Source organism: Pedobacter suwonensis (assembly GCF_007833675.1).
Lineage (GTDB): Bacteria > Bacteroidota > Bacteroidia > Sphingobacteriales > Sphingobacteriaceae > Pedobacter > Pedobacter suwonensis.
The window spans coordinates 987,672-1,006,440 of the sequence record NZ_CP031708.1; the positions used below are offsets into that span (position 1 = coordinate 987,672).

The window sequence follows — 18,769 nt, forward strand, 5'->3', positions numbered from 1 at the left end:
TCATGACAGCTATTGAAACAAAAAACATTGACGAAAAGGTAGAAAAGCCCAAAAGATTAATTTCTCTGGATGCTTTACGGGGTTTCGACATGTTTTGGATTGTGAGTGGTGAAGGGATATTCCATGGCCTTGCCACTGGGATCATGAACGAGCATGCTTTAAAAAGAAATCCTACAGACTGGACCATTTCTACAAATGACAGCTTATCTTTCTTTGAAAAATTTTTTATTGGAATCAGCAATCAGCTGCACCATTCTCCATGGAACGGTTTTACGTTTTATGATCTGATCTTCCCTTTGTTCATATTTATTTCCGGAGTATCCATGCCTTACTCCTATCAAAAATATTTTGCTGAAAGAGAAAAAAACAGGCATTCATCACTAAAAATATATTTTCCGCTAATCAAGAGAACGCTGATACTCATCATTTTGGGTTTTGTTGTAAATGGACTATTAAAATTTAACGGATATGACAATACCCGCTTTGCAAGCGTATTGGGTCGGATAGCTTTAGCTACATTTTTTGCAGCGATCATTTATTTAAATTGTTCTATCAGAGGAATGATTGTTTGGTTTGTGGCAATCCTTACAGGATATTATCTGTTGATGGCATCTGTGCCTGTTCCGCATTTCGGGCATGGGGTTTTTACGCCGGAAGGAAACCTTTCTGCTTATTTTGACAGGCTATGTCTGCCTGGTAAACTTCATCGAATCATTTACGATCCTGAAGGCTTACTAAGCACAATACCCGCCATTTGTTCGGCAATGCTGGGCATTTTTACCGGAGCTTTCATCAAATCGACCAGATTTAACTTTACACCCAACCAGAAAGTTGCTGCTTTAGCTGGCAGCGGATTGCTGAGCATTGGACTTGGTTTGTTATGGAGCTTCGTCTTCCCCATCAATAAAACCATGTGGACCAGCTCGTTCGTTTTATTTGCAGGAGGCTGGAGTATAATACTCTTCGCCCTGTTTTATTACATTATTGATATCTGCTCCTATTCCAGATGGAGTATTCCGTTTATATGGTTTGGAACCAACAGTATTCTAATTTATGTTTGTGCACACGGACTTTTCAACTTTGAATCATCGTCTGCTTTCTTATTTGGTGGTTTAATAAAACTCATCCCGGCCCTATGGCACGAAGCCGCTTTATGGACGGGTGTGTTATTGATTCAACTGTTTTTATTGAAGTTCTTCTACGATAAAAAGTGGTTCTTAAAAATTTGATATGAAATTAAAATTATACTTTTCAGTTGTACTTGTTTCCTTGTTTATTAACCGGGCACTTGCGCAGGATTTTTTAAATACTTCAAACCAACTCATAGAACGGGTATTGCCAAGATATGCAAAATCTTTCTCCACAGAAAGTCTTCCTGCTGTTAAAGGGAAAGATGTTTTCGAGATAGAATCCAAAAACAATAAAATCATTCTTCGCGGAAACAATGGTGTTGCTCTGGCTTCGGCTTTTTATCAATATTTAACCGACTATGCACACTGCCAGATTACCTGGAACGGCACTAACCTCAATGTTCCACAAACCTTGCCTAAGCCTGAAAAAAAAGTCAGGAAAGAAACGCCATACGAATATCGGTATTATCTAAATTATTGTACGTTTAATTACAGCATGAGCTGGTGGGACTGGGCGCGTTGGGAAAAAGAGATTGACTGGATGGCATTACATGGTATTAACATGCCCCTTGCCATTACCGGCGAAGAATATACCTGGTACCTTTTATACAAAGAAATGGGCTTTTCAGACGATGAACTTAAAGGTTTTTTCACCGGACCGGCTTATTTCTCGTGGTTTTGGATGGGTAATATTGACGGCTGGGGTGGTCCGCTTCCAATAAGCTGGATGAAAAGCCATTTCGAATTGCAAAAGAAGATTTTGAACCGTGAACGAGCACTTGGCATGAAACCTGTACTTCCGGCCTTTACCGGACACGTACCCGCAGCATTTAAAAACAAATTTCCGAATGCTAAACTAAAAGCCACAAACTGGACCAATGGTTTTGCAGATACTTATATACTTGATTCGGAAGATCCAATGTTTGCTGAGATCGGAAAGAAGTTTTTACAAAAGCAAACTGAAATGCTTGGCACAGACCATCTGTATTCTGCAGATACCTTTAATGAAAACGAACCACCCTCTTCGGAACCGGAGTTTTTGAGTAAGTTAAGCGCCAGGATTTATGATGGCATGTCGCAGGCTGATCCTAAAGCCATTTGGGTGATGCAAGGCTGGTTGTTTTACAGCGACAGAAAATTCTGGAAAGAGGCACAAACCGAAGCGCTGTTAAAGGCTGTTCCGAATGACAGGATGATTTTATTAGATTTAGCTACAGAAATTGAACCTGTTTGGAAACGTACAGAAGGTTTTTATGGGAAGCCATGGATTTGGAATATGCTGAACAACTTTGGCGGGAACACCAATTTATTTGGAAGAATGGATGTGGTAGCCACAGCACCCGCACAGGCGCTAAAAGATCCGAAAAGCGGCAAAATGAATGGTATAGGGCTGACTATGGAAGGCATAGAACAAAATCCGGTAATGTACGAGTTGATGATGGAAAACGTTTGGCGTTCTACACCAATCGATCTTGAAACATGGTTACCTCAATACGTTTTTAACCGTTACGGAAAAAGAAATGCAAACGCTTTAAAAGCCTGGAAAATACTTAGAAAAACGGTTTATAGTGTACCAACTGATCAGTATGTGAGAGATGGTGCGGAGTCTATTATACAAGGCCGGCCAACACTGGATTCTATGACTCGCTGGGCCAGAACGACATTAAACTATCACGAACGCGATTTACTGCCTGCCTGGGATGAACTGATTAACGCAGCAGCAGATTGCAGACAAAGTGATGGTTATCAATATGACCTTGTTGATGTGACCAGACAGGTACTGGCCAATTATGCACTTCCGTTACAGAGAAAAGTGGTGGAAGCTTACCGAAGTAAAAACCTAAAAGCTTTTCAAACAGCGCGTAAAGAGTTTATCACTTTGATCGGAGACATGGACAAATTGCTGGCTACGCGGAAAGATTTCATGCTTGGTCCATGGGTAAATGATGCCCGTAAACAGGGTACCAGTGAAGAGGAAAGAGCCTTATATGAAATGAATGCAAAGGATTTAATTACTTTGTGGGGTGATGCCAAAAATCCCCTAAACGAGTATGCATGCAGACAGTGGAGCGGGCTAATGAATGATTTTTATAAACCAAGATGGGAAATGTTTTTCAGCAGACTGGAAGCGTCTATTACAAATAAAACCGAGCTCGACATGACTAAATTTAACGATGAGGTAAGCAAATGGGAATGGAAATGGGTAAATCAAAGAAAAGATTATGCCTTAAATCCAGTGGGAAATCCAGTTAATACTGCAACTGATTTGCATAAAAAATATCGTAAGTTATTGGCGAAGCCCATCAGCCTAAGAAACCATAAATAAAGCTATAATAACCATATTTAAGTTTAATAAATAAATCCCATATCCATATAAAAAACAAAATGCAAAAAAACGCAAATAACAAACTGTTTCTTAGGGTTTTATTATTAGTATTTTGTTTTTTATATGGATTAATCATTCAGGGGCATGCACAAAGCAACACATTTATCAAATATGTGCAGCCATTTTCAGGCACTTCCGCCAGTACCACACTTGCCAGTCAGCATATAGAAGATAAAACAGAAAGGCTGGCCAATACCATACCCGCAGTAGCACCACCTTTTAGCATGACGCAGTGGACCCCGCAAACCCAGCTTTCTGAAAAAAAATGCCTGGCTCCCTATTACTATAACAATAAAAAATTTTATGGCATCAGGGCCAGTCACTGGATCAGCGGCTCGTGTACACAAGATTATGGCAGCTTTACCATCATGCCCATCTCCGGAAAACTGAGAACCAGCGTTACAGATTATGCTGCAGATTATACCCATACCGGTGAGGTTGCTACACCCTCCTATTATAAAACCAGTTTACCAGGCTATAAACTGCTTGCTGAGGCTACCGCGACCTTGCGTTGTGGCCTAATCAAAGTTACCGCCTTAAAGACAGATAGTGTTTACTTGTTAATTACTCCAAACAGCGACCAGGCCAAAGGTTATATCAAAATTGACCGCCAGAAAGGTGAAATTTCGGGCTACAATCCTGTGCATCGCATTTACCAGGGATGGGGACAGCCTGCTGGCTTTAGCGGCTATTTTTTTATCCGCATCAGCAAAGTTTTTACAACAAGTGGTGTGTTTAGTGGTGCCAGTGTCTCCGCAGATCAATCCGTCGAAAACCAGAAAGACCTGGGTGCCTATCTGGGCTTTAAGCTACAAAAAGGAGAAAGCATTAGTATTTACGCCGGTACCTCCTTTACCAGTATAGCGGCAGCAAAACTTAACCTCGAAACCGAAATGAATAGTGCTGGTTTAGCAACGATTGTGTCTGAAACCAATCAGGTTTGGGAGCGATCGCTTGGCCAGATTAAGGTTAGTGATGCCAGTGAAAAAAATAAGCGTATTTTCTACACTGCACTTTACCATGCACAACAGCACCCCCGATTATTTAACGATGTGGATGGTGGATATCCACAATTTGCAGGCAATTACACCAAAAAAAGATTAAAACAGGGTAATTACTACGATGATTTTTCGATGTGGGATATTTACCGGGCCCAATTGCCACTTGTAGAACTTTTAAAACCCGATCTGGCTAATGATTTTGCAAATTCATTGGTGCTAAAAGGGCAACAAGGCGGTTGGCTGCCTATTTTTCCCTGCTGGAATAATTATACTGCAGCTATGATTGGCGACCACGCTACCGCTTTTCTGGCCTCAGCATATAACAAGGGGATCAGGGGTTACGATGTAAAAGAAGCCTACAGATTGATGCGCCAAAATGCATTTCAAATGCCCGACTCGGCTCAGTATCTTAACGGCAAAGGTCGCAGGGGCATTAACAGTTACCTTAAATATGGTTATATCCCGATGGAGGATAGTATTCCGGATGCCTTTCATAAAAGAGAACAAGTGAGCAGAACGCTTGAGTATGCCTATGATGATTATGCTTTGGCTACTGTAGCGAAAGATCTGGGTAAAGAATCAGATTATAAACAACTGAAGAAAAGGGCTCTAAATTACAAAAACGTATTCGATCAACAGGAAGGAATGGTGAAGGGCAGGTTTGCCGATGGCAACTGGTACACACCTTTTTATCCCGATCACCGCGAACCCTATATTACAGAGGGAACCCCAAGGCAATACACCTTTTACGTTCCGCACGACATACCCGGACTGATTAAGCTGATGGGCGGAGAAAAAAAACTGGAAAACAAACTCGATTCGCTGTTTGCTAAAAAGGAGTATTGGCATGGCAACGAACCTGGCCATCAGACTCCTTTTTTGTATAATTACACCCATTCTCCATGGAAAACCCAGCTGCAGGTATCGCGCATTTTAGCAGAAGAATACAGTGAAGGTTCCGGCGGTTTAAGTGGTAATGATGATGCCGGACAAATGTCTGCATGGTATGTATTTGCTGCGCTGGGTTTTTATCCGGTAGATCCTGTTTCCGGAAATTACCAACTTACCAGTCCTTTGTTTAAACAAGCGGTAATCTCTTTAACCAATGGTAAAAAATTAACCATAACCACTATTAGAAAAGGTAAAAAATCTATTTACAGTTCTAAAATCACTTTAAACGGGAAAAGTTTAACCAAAAACCAAATTACACATAAATCTTTGGTTCATGGCGGAGAATTGATCTTTTACCTTCAAGACGAACCCATTAAGCGCTAGATCATCTAAATTCATCTTAATAGAGACTCAGTTATCTATTCCAATCAACATTTATATTAAACTTTAAATAAGACCAGGGTCATTAGCAGGGCGCTAAGTACAAGGATAAAAATTATCATGGATACAGGAAAGTTATTTTTTTCCGGTTCTTCGCCGGTTTTATCTGATGCATCTGATTTTTTCTTTCCAAGATTCATTGTTAGTGCCATATTAACTACATTCGACTGTACAGATGCCAAAAAGATTAATGCGGCCGAAAATTTATCTTTTCTGATCATTACTCCTGCCAACATTTAACAAACAAAAAACAACCTGATAACCTTAAGGCAACATTGCTTACTTAATTTATCTATACGCTCGTTTACCATCAAAAACCGGTAAACATTAATGTTTTAGTAAAATACCAGGTTATGAAACAGCAGGTTCGAAATATCCCAGGTAAACTGGTCGATTTTGATTATAACAGATACAGGTTACCCACCTTTGTAACGCAGTTTAGGCCCTCCGTATATCAGGATGGTGATTGTTTTTATGCCGTATTATCTTTTGAAGGAGAACACGATGTTTCCGGTCTCGGCACCTCGCCGGAGGATGCGCTGATCGATTGGAACGATAAAGTATGTGAAATGCTTGCCTTACCAGGTCCTTTACGTACATCGTTAAGCATCGGGAAAAAATAATCCGTTTTAAGCGGCAAATTTATCTTAACCTAACTTTATCTGATGGACCAAAATATATCTACTGACCTGGTATTTCATCAATACCAGTATGATCAGCTGAATTTTCTCAGCAACTGCCATTTTGAAATCAAAAGGCCCTGCGATTGTACGATGCTTCAGCTCCATCACTTCTATTTACTGCTAAAAATGGGAAATAAGGTTTCGACCATTGATTTACCTGCAAAAATCTTTAACGCGGCGTTTCTCGCATTTTGCTATCATGGCAAAAAATTGGCTGGCATTTCAGCCATTAAACGGCCTGGCCTGTCTTATCTTCAGGAGGTACATAAAAAAGCAGGGATTACTCCAGCAACAGAAAAACCCTTTTTAGAAATGGGTTATTCATTCACCATCGAATCGGTCCGTAAGAAAGGAATCAGTAGTACATTAAAACGGATGTTACTCCAAAAAATCAGTAATCACCAGGGCATTATCTTTTCTACCACAGCAACACCCAGCAGTCAGCGATTTCTGATAGCCAATGGTTTCCAGGCTGAGGGAAATCCTTACCAAGGTATCTTTGATAACCATATCATCTATTTTGAACGTACCTTGTCATGTTGATTTAAGGCTCATATGGCCAGGCAAGGGCTTCGGACGTATTGAAACACCCTGGAACAACGTCGAAGCCCCTGCCTTGAAACGCTATACACTTCTGGTCAGGATACCTTAATTTCTGCAGGTCTCGAGCTGATCTGATAATTAAACAACCGGTTTAAATGGGTTTGCCTTTCTTTTCTGTAAAAGGCACCCTTTATCTTTATCTGGCTAGCACAAAGTCGATTATTAACTTCTGATCTCTCTACGCATGAAAAGATAATAGGAAAGGGCAAAAAAAGCAATGCTGCCTGCCAAAAGTCCGGTAAGTTGTGGCCACACAATGATCAGGCTCTCCCGTAAAGGAAGCGGCGAAGGAATAGCACCAGAAAGCTGTTCCATACTCATTGGGCCAAGGCTTCTGATGGATGGCATCAGCATGGTGGTTGCACCATCACTATACAACTGGCCGGGCGCAACACGCATAATATCCATAATCAATTCATTATAGGCCAATTTTTCGCCTTGCGTTAAATAAGCTGCATCAGGCAAAAAAGCCCTGATTGCCAGATTAACCAGAATCGGGTAAAATACGGTAAAAAACAACCAAATCCCCAGTGCGGTTAAGGCTGAAGTAGACGCATGGCGAAAAGCAACCGATAGCATGATAGACAGGCTTAAATAAAAGCCTACATAAACAATTGTTAGTACGGAAAAACCAATAATTCTCAGGAACTCCTGAGATTCAATCCTTACCCCGGTAAAGAAAAGTCCTCCACCAATCATCAGCAATGTAAGGGAAATAAATAATGTTGAGATGATCAGCATTGCGCTGTAAAATTTCGCAAGAAGGATATTGTCGCGGTATACAGGCTGTGCCAACAACCTGGTTAAGGAGCCGCTGTTCTGTTCCGAATTAATGGCATCAAAGCCCATCGTGATGCCAAGCAGTGGTGCTAAAAAACTCATCAGGATATGAAAAGGCGGCATCGATCCATCGGTTGCACTGAGCAGTTTAAGGTATAAAAATGCATGGTCAGGATCATTGACATTATTAAATGATGCCCGAATGTTGGACATGGAAATATACATAGAGGCAAAGAAGGTGAGCAACACCAAGGCAAGCAGCAGGATAAAACGCCAGCTGTGCACGTGATCTGAAACTTCTTTTCTTACCAGCACTTTAAAGGGACTGAGCTGGTCAGTTTCCTTTGATTTTTTTTTGTTTGTTGCCCAATAATGGCTTTCGCTAAGCGCTTTCATGCTTTGGGGTTAAATTTGTATTTTTTTCAAAATATTTCGCGTAGATCTCATCCAGTCCATATTGTTTGTGGCTTATGGCCTGGATATTTGCACCCAGTTCAACCAGCCTTCGAACAATTTTTGGGGTGATATCCTGAGTGGTATTAAATTGCAGAATCCTATCATTAACGATCAATCCATTAATCTCCGGAAAAGTGCTGAATTCAGCTTTCCATATTGCAGGATCCGCCAGTTCTTCGGTTAAATGAATGCTGGTTTCTACTCCTGTGTTTCCAAAGAGCTGGTGGGAAAGTGTGGGTAAATCGCCGGTAGCAAGCAACTTTCCATCCACGAATATACCTACCCTATCACAAACCTGCTGAACATGGTGAAGATGGTGCGACGAAAGCAACACCGTCAAACCTTGTTCCCGCTGAAGAGATTTGATCAGTTCAAGAAATTCTTTTACCCCACTGGGGTCCAGGCCTAAAGTAGGCTCGTCCAAAATGATCAGTTTCGGTTTTTTGATCAGTACTTCGGCCAGGCCCAACCGTTGTTTCATACCACGTGAATAACTGGAAGCAGGCTTATCTGAAGCAGCTTTCAGCCCCACCAATTCCAAAATTTTGCGGGCATTTTCCTTTATTCCCGTTTCGGCCAGTCCATTAAGCCTTGCCATAAACACCAGGTTTTCAAGCCCTGTTAGCTGAGGGTAAAATCCCAGATTATCAGGCATATAACCTACCACCCGTTTAACTTTAATCGGATCTCTTGTGGCGTTATGACCGCAAATAATGGCCGAACCGCTATCTGGCTCCGTCAGGCCAAGCATCATGAGTATACTGGTGGTCTTACCTGCACCGTTTGGGCCCAGTAAGCCAAATATTTCGCCATGCGGAATCTTCAGGTTAAGCTGATCAACGGCAACATAAGAACCATAACTTTTGCATAGGTTCTTTAAATCTATGATGGCTTCCATCTTTCTGGTTGAAGGTTTTAAGGTTCTCGAAAAAGTGGTTACCGACGACCGTATTTACGGATGAGCACATATACTGCTGCAACTGCCAGTACGATGATGAGTATTCCAATCCAGCCAGACAGTACAGAGGTTTTAACAAAGATCCTAAAGGCGGCCTGCGCATTGGCATTATTCCCTCCAAGCGTAAAAGTGGCACTATAGTCGCCGGCAATTGTTTTATCCGGTACTTTTAACGTCACTTTAATCGTTACCTTCTTACCACCATCCAGCTTTTCAATCTGGCTTGGAGAAAAAGTTGCTTCCCATCCGGTGGGCAGTTGAGAAGAGATACTTAATGAGGATAGCGGCAAGGTGCCAGTATTTTGTAATTCAAGTTCAATATCCTTATGAGAACCGGCAGTAAGCTCCTCACTTAGTCTTCCGCTCGGCGTACTTAAGCTGGCACCATAAGACCCCTTCACTACAGCTTCCAGTTGTAACGGCAAGGTTAGCGAAGATGATGCGGCCTTGATGGGAATGAGATATTTCCGGGCGGCGGCATTTGCTGGTGCAGTAATTTCGATGGCTATCTCGCGGGTTTGGCCTCCCGCTAAATTCACAGAAGTAACCTGGCTACCCTCTACACGATAGCTAATCTGCCATCCTGCAGGCAATTCCGACCTGAGTTCATAAACCTGTGGGCTAGCTGTTCCGTTGTGTAGCGAGGCTGAAAAACGAAACGGCTCATTAACAGCAGATTCGATATTGACCAGCTTGGCAGAAAATCCGGACGCTCCCTTCTGGGGATCCTGGGTTTGCGCATCAACGGTTTTCGTTGCAGCAAAAAATGTTAATAATAAGAGTGTGCGAAATAAGCCCTTTCGCAAGGGATCGAATAGTAGTTGTACTGACATAATCTAAACCAAAATATTAATAATTGCTTTAAAAAATGTTTTCTGATTTTGTTATCTGATTAGGGCTCCAAAACAAAAAAAAGTTGATTTTTTTTCAAAATATTTTAACATTTTTTAACAATTAACTATGCCTGTTCAGCACATGCGGCATCAAGATCATCGGCTTAGCGGACTGAACAGTATAGCGAACTCTATAAACTAATATTTTATTAAACCTTTATCGGTTCAGTTATCGCATTCAAGGCTGATTGGCCGACGCGGGGATTTGAGGCCTGTTAAAGGAAATCGTATACCGGAGGTTAAAACCATTGACTTACTCATCTTGTTTTACCTGATATTGACCCGGAGAAGTGGAAATACCTTGAATTTTTAAATTCTTTGGATATGCGTGAATGTTATACTAACGCCATTTATTTTTCGGATCAGGATGACGACAAACTAAGCTATCGCATTCGGGATTACAAACATTAACCTTAAATCTATGAAAGGCATATCTCCCTGGGCCATTAATGCCCTGGACAGTTTCAGGGACAAGCATACTGAACATGACCAAATTACCATTCAAAAATTTAGCTTTACCATAATTGATACAGGAGATTCGTTATGGGTAAAGCTTAAAAAGAAAAATTATGAGCCAATATTTTTTCGTACCTGCTTTTCTCCCGGCGGAAATCTGGAAAACCTGAAAATCAGAAAATCAACAAACAAAATTCATTTTACGGCATCATCGGCAATAGGAGATTTTAAAATCGATATTTCGTTTGAGGATGCTGAATTCCCGATATTGAAATACAGCAGTTCATTAACACTTAACCAGGCGATAACTGTCCCGTTCTGGCCAAGAGACATTCTCACCATTGGCGATCTTTTATGCCCTCAAAAGGATATGGGTGAGATCAGGCATAGTCAGGTGGGCAACCGGACAGGACTTCTTTACATGGACTTCCCTGAACGTTCTTTAAGAATGTTATATTTCCAGAACCTCAGCAGTTTATCTCCGTATGCAGAGCAAACGGGAACTTCTCTCAGGGAGGTAGTTGGCGGTGACGTACCAGAAATCGGGCTTGCACTTCCACCCTCACCTATCCGGGAGCTTGCAAAAGGAGCAGAAATACAGCTCAGCGATGCATTGGTGTGCTTTAAAGAATATAAAAAGAGTACAGATAATATCAGCAGGGATTACCTGGATATGCTTGCTTCCATTTATACCCGATTTGAAAAACCAGAAACAAGTTATCAAAACTGGCCGGAAATACTGGATAAAGGGATGAAAGATCTGATCGAAAGCCCGGGATGCTGGTCACAACTTGATGGCCACCGTTATTTCAATGCTTATGTAAGTGATTACGAAACCCCGCCCGAAATAATGGTCCAGCTTGCTGTTCTTTTACCACTGGTAGATTATGTAGCGTGGAGCGGCAAAAGCCTTGAAGTAATAAAAACGATAAAGGAAGGCCTGCCGTCGTTTTATGATCAGAAACTGAAGACCCTGCTGCGTTGGCACCCTGCGGCTGAATCAAAGCTGAAAGGAGATGAAGAACAAAAAATGCCTATGGTTATGGACTCATGGTACCTTCACCATCCTATGCTTAACCTCTCCAGATTGGCCCTCAAGGGTGATAAGGTTGCAGAAAGCCTATTCCTTGATTCGCTGGGTTTCGTGATTAAGGTTGCAAAAAAATTCCGTTATGATTGGCCTGTATTTTACAAAATGGATACGCTTGAAATTATTAAGGCCGAAACAAAAGCTGGTGAGGGTGGAGAAAAGGATGTTCCGGGGCTTTACGCACACGTGATGCTGCAAGCCCATGAGCTTACCGGAAACAAAAAATATCTTCTGGAAGCAGAGCGGGCTGCAAATAAGCTGACTAAAATCGGGTTTAAACTCATGTACCAGGCAAATAATACCGCATTCTCTGCAGGCGCATTATTAAGACTTTATAAGATAACAAAAAAACAAAAATATCTCGAACTCAGTTACACTTGTCTCGCTTCAATTTTCCAGAATGTGCAGTTATGGGAATGTAATTATGGATTTGGAAAACACTTTCCAACCTTTTTTGCCCTCTTTCCGCTTACAGATGCACCTTACACGGCAGTTTATGAAGAACAGGAAGTTTTTTGTGCCTTTCATGATTACCTCAACCATGCGCATGGTGTTGAAATACCTGAAAGTGTGAGGTTATTATGTGCTGAATACATCCGGTTTTTGATTAACAGAGCCGCTTACTATTACCCACCGATGCTTCCTGCTGAAATGCTCTCTGATGAAGTAAAAATGGGGGAAGTAGACCGGAATCTTTGGATTGCACTGGAAGATTTGCACGACGGAACGGAACAGAATGGCACTGTTGGGCAGGAAGTATATGGAGCGGGTAATGCTTTCGGTATATTGCCCCGTCAATACATCAGGATTGAAGATGAGTCTTTTTTGATATTCTGCGACGCGCCGATGCATGGCATCAGAAAAAGTAAAGGAAAAATTACCTTTTCATTGCAGGGCCACCACAGCACTATGGCAAGGTTCAAGATTACGGGCAAAGTAAATCCGAAGCTGAGATTTACCATCGTTCCGGGAAAATCTGCAACCGTAAAAAATAAAATGGAGGATTTAGAATACTTCGTAGCCGCTGATGAGCGGATTACTATTTCCTGGAAAAGGATCGGTTAGCAAAGTCTATCCATTTATAACAGCCAGGACGGTCTTAAATTCTTATACGCCGGCAGCTATAAAACCAGGTTTCAAAACTGAAAAATTTTCAGCTATGGCACTGAAAAATTTTCATTTTTTATGAAAATTTTTCAGAAAAAATGCGGTCATATCGGTCAGAATGGCCTTGGCACAGCACTTGATTAACATGAAGTGTAACCTTAAACGAAGGTTAAATTGATAAATTAATTGATTTATAGTCCATTTATTATTAAAACATTAAAAGGAGAAAAAACTATGACATTGGTTAAATTCAATCCAGAAAAAAAGAACAGTTCATTATTGCCAGGCTTTAATGACATCTTCGAATCCGTATTAGGTGATACTTTTTTTACAGATCGTCGCTTAAGCAGCGTACCAGCTGTTAACATTTCTGAAACGAATGAAGAGTACCACATTGAACTGGCTGCTCCAGGCTTAAAGAAAGAAGATTTCAAAGTATCTATTGAGAAGGATATGCTAACCATATCTACCGCAAAGCATACCGAAAACAATAATGACGGTAAAACCTATAATAGAAGGGAATATAGTTACGCTGCATTTACCAGAGCATTTACCCTTCCGGATAGCGCTGATGTTGAACGGATTCAGGCCGCTTATACAGATGGTATACTCCATCTCAACATTCCAAAAAAGGAAGAAGCAAAGGCAGTTTCGAGACAGATCGAAATACAATAATTTCCCAGTTGCCGCATTTAGCGGCACTTTTTATTTGATGATGTCTTCTTTTCGTCCATTTTAAAAAACACCAAAAATTTAGCGATGGAAACCCGTTTTACGATCAACATCAGCCTTCAGGGTCCGGCCGGAAAAATTACCTATGGCCAGTTTTCTCTTGGCAGAGACAAAAAAGAAGCCAGTGAGATTTTCTCCCAGCTAAAAGGTAGCGCAGAAGATGCGCCGGGATGTTCATTAAAAATAGAATTTATGGAAGAAATAATGGAACTGCCCATTCTTATTGGCACTAAAAATTGTAACCTGGATGAACTAAAAGAAAACATTGCCATTATTTCAAAGGAGATATTTCGCATTGCTCATCTGGAGAATGGGAATATTGATGGGAATACGGGCTGAGTCTGCAACGGGGAACTTAAATTTTACTTACGCTGAACCCGTATCAGGATCTTTCTCGCAGAATAAACTTCTCTTTTAAAATGCGTTTCAGTCGGGATGACGATTCTTACATGAAAATTCCAGATGGCACAACTTAGCATCTGGAAATCAATCTGCAATATCGTCACCCTGAACTTGTTCCAGGGTCTTTCTTGCAGGATAGATCTCTCCGTTACACTACGTTTCAGTCGAGATGACGATTCTTACATGAAAATTCCAAATGGCAGACCTTGGCCTGTGTAAATCAATCTGCAATATCGCCATCCTGAATTTGTTTCAGGGTCTTTCTTGCAGGACAGATCTCTCCGTTACACTACGTTTCAGTCGAGATGACGATTCTTACATGAAAATTCCAAATGGCAGACCTTGGCCTGTGTAAATCAATCTGCAATATCGCCATCCTGAATTTGTTTCAGGGTCTTTCTTGCAGGATAGATCTCTCCACTTCGCTTTGCTTCGGTCGGGATGACGATTTCTACATGAAAATTCCAGATGGCACAACTTAACAGCTTGAAATCAATCCGCAATATCGTCATCCTGAACTTGTTTCAGGGCCTTTCTTGCAGGACAGATCTCTCCGTTACACTAGGTTTCAGTCGGGATGACGATTTCGACATGAAAATTCCAAATGGCAGAACTCAGCTGGAAATTTTTCAGCAATATCGTCACCCTGAACCCGTTTCAGGGTCTTTCTTGCAGGATAGATCTCTCCACTTCGCTTTGCTTCGGTCGAGATGACGATTTTTACATGAAAATTCCAAATGGCAGAACTTAGCAGCTGGAAATTTTTCAGCAATATCGTGAACCTAAAGCTTAGCCTCAAATTTCCTGATGGCTTCCGTACTAACCGGGGTAAAAAAATTAACGAGATTTCCATCAGGGTCACGGAACAAAAGCGAACGGTTTCCCCAGGGCATAGTTGTGGGTTCCTGAACTAAATATGTAGCCAGAAACCCGGATTGTTCCTGATAAATCCGGTCTACATCATCTGTAATGAATTCGATAATGGCCGAGCGGTTTTTGGCTGCTTTGGCAACTTCGGTTCCCCCGAAAAACTGTAAAGTTCTGGTGCTTCCAATTGCGAGTGTTACATAGGCAGTTTGCAGCTCTGCAAAATCTTCCGTAAAGCGAATACCCTTTATCTGAGTGATCTGCTCATAAAACTTCAACATTTTACTAACATCTTCAGTGATGATCCTGATTGAAACGAGATTAATCATTTGTCTTTTAATTTATTTCAGACAAATTTCAGGAAGCTTTATGACAACTGCTTGTCAGCGGTTATTTTTTTTCAAGATTTTGAAATACTAACGCAGTATAGCCGAATGATGAACTACAAAATCCTTTTCAAGCTGTATATCATCTGATGAACTGCCTACCATTAAATGATAAGTTCCCGCTTCAACTTCCCATTGCATCTTCTGGTTATAAATTTCAAGATCTGATGGATTGATGCTAAAAGCAATCGTCTTTTGTTCCCCGCTCTTCAAAGCCACCCTTTTAAACTTGAGAAGCTGTTTAACAGGCATTACCACTGATGATTGATGATGTCGCAGATAAAGTTGTACCACTTCCTCACCATCGGCTGATCCTATATTTTTCAAATCTATTTTAACGTTTACTGTTTTTTGACCGGGATTAGTCGCTATCTTAAGATTCTGATAAGCAAAAGTGGTATAACTTAACCCATAGCCAAAAGGATATAAAGGCTTAGCATCCATTTCTATATAATCATGTTTCTCCGGATAACGCGCATTATAATAAACCGGTAGCTGTCCAACAGATTTTGGAACTGAAATGCTTAACCTTCCCGCTGGGTTATAATCGCCAAAAAGTACATCGGCAATTGCATTACCACCTTCCTGCCCCGGATACCAGGCATCTAGAATAGCCGGTACATTTTCGGCAGCCCAGTTTAAGTTTAAAGGTCTTCCTTTAATTAATACCAGTACAACAGGTTTTCCTGTTTTCATCACCGCTTTTAGTAACTTCAACTGGTCGCCCATTAAATCAAGTGTAGCCCGGTCATATCCTTCTCCACTTTCCATATCGCTAAGGGCCTCTACTTTTGCATTCACTTTAGCCGCACCGGTTTCAATGTATTCCGTTTTAAAATCACGTGCGCTGGAACCGCCCAATACCATTACCACCGCGTCAGATTTTTTCGCTGCCATAACCGCATTTTCAATCTCACTTGAAAGCGTATCGCGGATGGCACATCCTTTTACATAATTGATCTGGGTTGTTTCACCCAGTTTGTTTTTAATCCCCTGTAAAACAGTAATTACATTACCTGCTGCCTGCGGCGCTGTATAATCGCCCAACTGGTTGTAAACATTATCGGCATTTGGGCCTATAACGGCAATACTTTTTAATTTTTTACTGAGTGGAAGCAGCTGGTTCTGATTTTTTAATAAGATAATGGATTCCCGCGCCACCTCACGCGCCAGGCCAATTTTTTCTTCATTTCTCACTTTTTGTTTAGCCACCTGCGGATCAACATAAGGGTTTTCAAATAAACCCATCCGAAATTTTATCCGCAGTACCTTACTTACGGCGCTATCCAATACTTTGATGGAAACTTTACCCTGTTTTATGGCATCAAGTAAAGCTTTTCCATAACCTATTCCGCTTAAATCGGCATCTAAACCGGCGTTAATAGCCATTGCAGCAGCCTCAGCCGCTGTTCTAGCGACATGATGATTCGATTTTAATCCCGAAATGCTGTTCAGATCAGAAACCACAAAGCCCTTAAAACCCCAATCTTTAATCAGTATATCTTTAAGCAGCATTTCATTTGAGGAACAGGGAATGCCATCAATAGAATTGTACGAAGTCATCACCGATAAAACCCCTGCCTTAACTGCGGCTTTAAACTGTGGAAGGTAAAACTGATGTAAAGTGCGCAATCCCAGGTTGATGCTGCTTCCGTTGTGTCCGCCCTCCGGTGCACCATAGGCAGCCAGGTGTTTCAAGGTGGCCACTACATTTACTCCGCTATTAATCGATTTTCCCTGCATCCCTCTCACCATTGCTTCGCCCATTCTGCTAATCAGTACATGGTCTTCCCCATAAGTTTCTTCCACCCTCGACCACCTGGGTTCTCGTGCCAGGTCAAGCACTGGTCCATAGCCAACATGACCGCCCTGTACGCGTGTCTCCTCAGCAATTGCCCTGGCCATTTTTTCAATCAACTCCGGATTAAAGGTGCTGCTCTGTCCTATTGAAGTAGGGAAAACGGTTGTACCAATAGCCATGTGGCCGTGCGGTGCTTCTTCAGAAATTAATATGGGAATACCTAAACGCGTATTTTCAACCGCATATTTCTGAATGGCATTTGTAGCTTTTGCGGCCAGTTCAGGATTCAATCCATTTGCCAGCGTCTTTTTGGTCCAGGGATCTGCCCGCAGTGTAGCCCACAACATCCCGGTATACGACTCCTTTAATGATTTTTTAAAGGCCTCACTTACCTCAACTTCATTACCGTTTTTATTATACATCGGCCAGCCCAATGGCATGGAAATCTGTCCGACTTTTTCTTCAACCGTCATCCGCGAAAGCAGATCTTTAATCCGGCTTTCTACAGGTGCTTTTGCATTTTTGTATAAAGGAAGCGTGCTTTTATTTTGTGCGAAAACCGGGAGATGCGAAATTGAAAATGCCAGCCCCAAACCTATAGCAAATTGTATTCTTTTAATCATATCCATTCAAATTATGCCCAGGCCTTCCTCAAAAAACGTAACCAGTTTCCATTCATCAGGTTTTCGACATCCGTATCGGTATATCCTCTTTTTATAAATAAATCAGGTACTTTTTGTAAATCGGCAATGGTTTCGAGGTCGTAAGGACACTGTTCTTTGCCAAAGGCACCATCCAGATCTGAACCGATGCCCACATGCAATGCATTACCTGCAAGCTGGCAAATGTGGTCAATATGATCGATCATCACCTCGAGGTTACAGTTCATTTCCTTAGGCTGTGAAACACCACGTTGCCAGTTAGGCACCATCATCCAGGCATCGAGCGCAGCACCAATTACGGCACCGCGATCAATAAGTGCTTTAATCTGCTCATCGCTGTACTGGCGGTTATGGTTTACCAAACTGCGGCAATTATTATGCGAAGCCCAAACATGTCCGTTAAAACGGCTCAAAGCATCCCAAAAGCTATCATCACATAAATGCGTAGCGTCTAAGATGACGTTTAACCGTTCCATTTCTTTTAACAGCTCGTGCCCCAACGCAGTCATTTTACCTGTTGCATCCGTTCCCTGTGCATAGCGGCCGGGGCCATAATGTGCGGGGCCAACCGCACGTAAACCGTTCTGCCATGCCCGTTCGAGATGCCGGGGCGTAACAAATGAATCTGCACCTTCCAGACTGAGGATATAGCCTACAGGCTTTTCAGCTGCAGGCTGATCATTTTGCCATAAAGCGATGTGTTTTTCCAGTGTTTCGAGGTCATTCACCTGAAACATTTCACCGGCATCTTCAATGGCCTTGTACCAGGCCAGCTGTCCCTGGGTTTGCGCCCAGGCTTGCTCCGGAGAATGCCAGCCAGGCAACCGGTTATCAGGCGCCACATATCTTGCAATCTGCGTGGCCACTACCAGACCAATATTTCCTCTACGCAGCTCGGACAGCGATACGGTTGCCAGGGCCCGGTCCGGCTTGTCGGTCAAACCCGCTTCACGCTGATTAATGGCTGAAACCTCCTGTGTTAAATCACGGTTCCATTCCAAAGCGTTCATGCTTAAATCCAAATGGGCGTCTATCGTAAACATA

Annotated in this window: 16 protein-coding genes; 9 read left to right on the forward strand and 7 right to left on the reverse strand. The window is 41.9% G+C overall.

Translation table 11 applies throughout. The features are described from left to right. Window positions 1-2: 2 nt before the first annotated feature. The 6 genes from DV942_RS03880 (at window position 3) to DV942_RS03905 (ending at window position 7,075) form a co-directional block, all read left to right on the forward strand. Window positions 3-1,229: an acyltransferase family protein gene (locus tag DV942_RS03880; protein ID WP_145855427.1), complete on the forward strand. Its 1,227-nt coding sequence runs from the start codon at window positions 3-5 to the stop codon at window positions 1,227-1,229. A gap of 1 nt (window position 1,230) precedes the next feature. Then, window positions 1,231-3,456: an alpha-N-acetylglucosaminidase gene (locus tag DV942_RS03885; protein ID WP_145855429.1), complete on the forward strand. Its 2,226-nt coding sequence runs from the start codon at window positions 1,231-1,233 to the stop codon at window positions 3,454-3,456. A gap of 59 nt (window positions 3,457-3,515) precedes the next feature. Then, window positions 3,516-5,792, forward strand: a complete 2,277-nt coding sequence (locus DV942_RS03890) for a GH92 family glycosyl hydrolase (RefSeq protein WP_145855431.1) — start codon at window positions 3,516-3,518, stop codon at window positions 5,790-5,792. Window positions 5,793-5,909: 117 nt separating this feature from the next. Then, entirely contained in the window at window positions 5,910-6,089 is a 180-nt protein-coding gene (locus tag DV942_RS03895) for a hypothetical protein (protein WP_145855433.1), read from the forward strand. Window positions 6,090-6,202: 113 nt separating this feature from the next. Next, window positions 6,203-6,472, forward strand: coding sequence for a hypothetical protein (locus DV942_RS03900; RefSeq protein ID WP_145855435.1), 270 nt, complete (start codon window positions 6,203-6,205; stop codon window positions 6,470-6,472). A 42-nt stretch (window positions 6,473-6,514) separates the two neighbouring features. Further along, window positions 6,515-7,075, forward strand: a complete 561-nt coding sequence (locus tag DV942_RS03905; protein WP_145855438.1) for a hypothetical protein — start codon at window positions 6,515-6,517, stop codon at window positions 7,073-7,075. 222 nt (window positions 7,076-7,297) lie between these two features. On the opposite strand, the gene DV942_RS03910 is transcribed toward DV942_RS03905, so the two are convergent. From DV942_RS03910 to DV942_RS03920, 3 genes are read right to left on the reverse strand one after another with little or no spacing between them, the layout of a single operon-like run. Continuing rightward, complete coding sequence (locus DV942_RS03910) at window positions 7,298-8,311, reverse strand: ABC transporter permease (RefSeq protein ID WP_145855440.1); 1,014 nt, start codon at window positions 8,309-8,311, stop codon at window positions 7,298-7,300. Continuing rightward, complete coding sequence (locus DV942_RS03915; RefSeq protein ID WP_145855442.1) at window positions 8,298-9,269, reverse strand: ABC transporter ATP-binding protein; 972 nt, start codon at window positions 9,267-9,269, stop codon at window positions 8,298-8,300. Before DV942_RS03915 ends, DV942_RS03910 begins: the two co-directional genes overlap by 14 nt. A gap of 38 nt (window positions 9,270-9,307) precedes the next feature. After that, window positions 9,308-10,162 (reverse strand): COG1470 family protein, encoded by an 855-nt coding sequence (locus DV942_RS03920; protein ID WP_145855445.1) that lies wholly within the window; start codon window positions 10,160-10,162, stop codon window positions 9,308-9,310. A 481-nt stretch (window positions 10,163-10,643) separates the two neighbouring features. Here DV942_RS03920 and DV942_RS03925 point away from each other — a divergent pair, with 481 nt between their 5' ends. The 3 genes from DV942_RS03925 to DV942_RS03935 all read left to right on the forward strand — a co-directional run bounded on the left by DV942_RS03925 (window position 10,644) and on the right by DV942_RS03935 (window position 13,946). Beyond that, entirely contained in the window at window positions 10,644-12,833 is a 2,190-nt protein-coding gene (locus DV942_RS03925; protein WP_145855447.1) for a hypothetical protein, read from the forward strand. A gap of 276 nt (window positions 12,834-13,109) precedes the next feature. After that, window positions 13,110-13,550 (forward strand): Hsp20/alpha crystallin family protein, encoded by a 441-nt coding sequence (locus DV942_RS03930; RefSeq protein WP_145855449.1) that lies wholly within the window; start codon window positions 13,110-13,112, stop codon window positions 13,548-13,550. Window positions 13,551-13,634: 84 nt separating this feature from the next. Then, complete coding sequence (locus DV942_RS03935; protein ID WP_145855451.1) at window positions 13,635-13,946, forward strand: hypothetical protein; 312 nt, start codon at window positions 13,635-13,637, stop codon at window positions 13,944-13,946. Window positions 13,947-14,365: 419 nt separating this feature from the next. Here DV942_RS03935 and DV942_RS23410 read toward each other — a convergent pair whose 3' ends face one another. The 4 genes from DV942_RS23410 to DV942_RS03950 all read right to left on the reverse strand — a co-directional run bounded on the left by DV942_RS23410 (window position 14,366) and on the right by DV942_RS03950 (window position 18,768). Next, the gene (locus tag DV942_RS23410) at window positions 14,366-14,521 is read right to left on the reverse strand and encodes a hypothetical protein (RefSeq protein WP_186462421.1); all 156 of its coding nucleotides are present in this window, start codon (window positions 14,519-14,521) and stop codon (window positions 14,366-14,368) included. Between the two features lie 270 nt (window positions 14,522-14,791). Then, entirely contained in the window at window positions 14,792-15,205 is a 414-nt protein-coding gene (locus DV942_RS03940) for a VOC family protein (protein WP_244950824.1), read from the reverse strand. Between the two features lie 87 nt (window positions 15,206-15,292). After that, entirely contained in the window at window positions 15,293-17,686 is a 2,394-nt protein-coding gene (locus DV942_RS03945) for a glycoside hydrolase family 3 N-terminal domain-containing protein (protein WP_145855453.1), read from the reverse strand. Between the two features lie 11 nt (window positions 17,687-17,697). Next, a complete protein-coding gene (locus DV942_RS03950; protein ID WP_145855455.1) occupies window positions 17,698-18,768 on the reverse strand; it encodes a dipeptidase in 1,071 nt (356 codons plus the stop codon). Window position 18,769: the final 1 nt, after the last annotated feature.

Excerpts from the sequence above, each read along its gene's own strand:
- DV942_RS03880 (WP_145855427.1), top strand. The coding sequence starts at position 3 with ATGACAGCTATTGAAACAAAAAACATTGACGAAAAGGTAGAAAAGCCC.
- DV942_RS03885 (WP_145855429.1), top strand. The coding sequence starts at position 1,231 with ATGAAATTAAAATTATACTTTTCAGTTGTACTTGTTTCCTTGTTTATT.
- DV942_RS03890 (WP_145855431.1), top strand. The coding sequence starts at position 3,516 with ATGCAAAAAAACGCAAATAACAAACTGTTTCTTAGGGTTTTATTATTA.
- DV942_RS03895 (WP_145855433.1), top strand. The coding sequence starts at position 5,910 with ATGGATACAGGAAAGTTATTTTTTTCCGGTTCTTCGCCGGTTTTATCT.
- DV942_RS03900 (WP_145855435.1), top strand. The coding sequence starts at position 6,203 with ATGAAACAGCAGGTTCGAAATATCCCAGGTAAACTGGTCGATTTTGAT.
- DV942_RS03905 (WP_145855438.1), top strand. The coding sequence starts at position 6,515 with ATGGACCAAAATATATCTACTGACCTGGTATTTCATCAATACCAGTAT.
- DV942_RS03910 (WP_145855440.1), bottom strand. The coding sequence starts at position 8,311 with ATGAAAGCGCTTAGCGAAAGCCATTATTGGGCAACAAACAAAAAAAAA.
- DV942_RS03915 (WP_145855442.1), bottom strand. The coding sequence starts at position 9,269 with ATGGAAGCCATCATAGATTTAAAGAACCTATGCAAAAGTTATGGTTCT.
- DV942_RS03920 (WP_145855445.1), bottom strand. The coding sequence starts at position 10,162 with ATGTCAGTACAACTACTATTCGATCCCTTGCGAAAGGGCTTATTTCGC.
- DV942_RS03925 (WP_145855447.1), top strand. The coding sequence starts at position 10,644 with ATGAAAGGCATATCTCCCTGGGCCATTAATGCCCTGGACAGTTTCAGG.
- DV942_RS03930 (WP_145855449.1), top strand. The coding sequence starts at position 13,110 with ATGACATTGGTTAAATTCAATCCAGAAAAAAAGAACAGTTCATTATTG.
- DV942_RS03935 (WP_145855451.1), top strand. The coding sequence starts at position 13,635 with ATGGAAACCCGTTTTACGATCAACATCAGCCTTCAGGGTCCGGCCGGA.
- DV942_RS23410 (WP_186462421.1), bottom strand. The coding sequence starts at position 14,521 with ATGACGATATTGCGGATTGATTTCAAGCTGTTAAGTTGTGCCATCTGG.
- DV942_RS03940 (WP_244950824.1), bottom strand. The coding sequence starts at position 15,205 with ATGATTAATCTCGTTTCAATCAGGATCATCACTGAAGATGTTAGTAAA.
- DV942_RS03945 (WP_145855453.1), bottom strand. The coding sequence starts at position 17,686 with ATGATTAAAAGAATACAATTTGCTATAGGTTTGGGGCTGGCATTTTCA.
- DV942_RS03950 (WP_145855455.1), bottom strand. The coding sequence starts at position 18,768 with ATGTTTACGATAGACGCCCATTTGGATTTAAGCATGAACGCTTTGGAA.